Origin of the sequence: Aquabacterium parvum (assembly GCF_001447195.1) — a bacterium.
GTDB lineage: Bacteria > Pseudomonadota > Gammaproteobacteria > Burkholderiales > Burkholderiaceae_C > Aquabacterium > Aquabacterium parvum.
Map to the genome: position 1 here is coordinate 1 of NZ_LFRI01000409.1, position 1,430 is coordinate 1,430.

General features: G+C 56.6%; 1 protein-coding gene. It reads left to right on the forward strand.

Annotated elements, in window-relative coordinates; all coding sequences use genetic code 11:
- The first annotated feature begins 832 nt into the window (after window positions 1–832).
- Window positions 833–1,324, forward strand: a complete 492-nt coding sequence (locus ABG80_RS22075) for a hypothetical protein (RefSeq protein ID WP_152987687.1) — start codon at window positions 833–835, stop codon at window positions 1,322–1,324.
- The last annotated feature ends 106 nt before the right edge of the window (window positions 1,325–1,430 follow it).

Below are 1,430 nucleotides of genomic sequence, written 5' to 3' on the forward strand. Positions count from 1 at the left end.
CGTAAGCGCACCCCCGTAGAGCGTGACTTGGCGCCAGGCTCTTGTTTTACGATCGCGTCCACCATCTTCATAGTGGACGCGATCTTCATGCCGCCATCTCAACTCGGCAAGAGGGTGGTCGTCGGACTATTACCCACCACCGGCCTAACTGGGCGTTGCAGGGGACGCCTCCACCAGTGCACGCTTCGGCCATGCCAAGCGGGCGCCCCTGAACTTGGGCGTTAGGCCCTCGCGTAAATGCACCGCTTGCACAGGCCAAGCGAGCCACCTTCTCGGTGGCTAGTGGCAGCCAAGCTTTCGTTTATTGGTTCGCGCAAGGTCTCGTGGCATGCTCGCATTCAAGCTGGCATCAGCCAAGCATTCAACACACAGGGAATCATGCACATGCTGCCTCATGCCACCATCGGCCTAACTGTGCGTTGCAGGGGACGCCTCCACCAGTGCACGCTTCGGCCATGCCAAGCGGGCGCCCCTGAACTTGGGCGTTAGGCCCTCGCGTAAATTCGCCGCTTGCGCAAGCCAAGCGAGCCACCTCCTCGGTGGCTACTGGCAGTCAGGCATGCGCTTCTTGGTTCGCGCAAGGTCTCGTGGCATGCTTGCATTCAAGCTGGCATTGGCCCAGCAATCAACACACAGGGGTTTCATGCCAAGTCAGCCGTACGCCATCACCGGCCTAACTGTGCGTTGCAGGGGACGCCTCCACCAGTGCGCGCTTCGGCCATGCCAAGCGCGCGCCCCTGAACTTGGGCGTTAGGCCTTTCGAGAGAGCGCATAGCAGCTTATGTCTTCACTAAGTCATCGCCACTTTTGGAGTACCCGCTTCGTTCTTGACTTGCTTCGTCAAGGACATCTTTCAGAAGCGGCGAGCTTTTACTACTTCCTTGCAATCATGGCCTTTGACTGGCTTCAGTTCACCATCATTGCAACTACTCCATCTCCCCACATTAGCTCATGGTCGCTTGCGAACTCATGGGTCACGTTCTTGATCACCGTCTGCGGTTTGATCTATCTGCACATCAAGAATGGCGGATCATCCGGCCAACAGTTTCTCCAACGGTACTTCCCTCTTTCGGTAACTGTCGGTTTGAAATTCGCCGTAGCCATGTATGTCCTACTTATGCTGCTGCCAATGGCTCTAGCTGGTAGCAGTCGAGAGGTCTTGGGATGGAGTACTACCATTGCACTGGCCATCATCAATATCATCATGTTTTGGCGCATTGGTGCTCACCTCAATGTGCTCCGCCATATAACAAGCGAAAGGCAAAGTGGCATCAACCCTCTTCCACTACGCGCCCCAGCCTCTCAAGAAACACACCATAAGTGATTGATTTGCCAAGGGGTGTTCATGCGACCTCCATCGGCACCAAGCGCAAGCCCAGGCTCTCGGCTCGTTTGCGCAGGTGGTACTCGACCCGCTGTCGGTAGCGTTC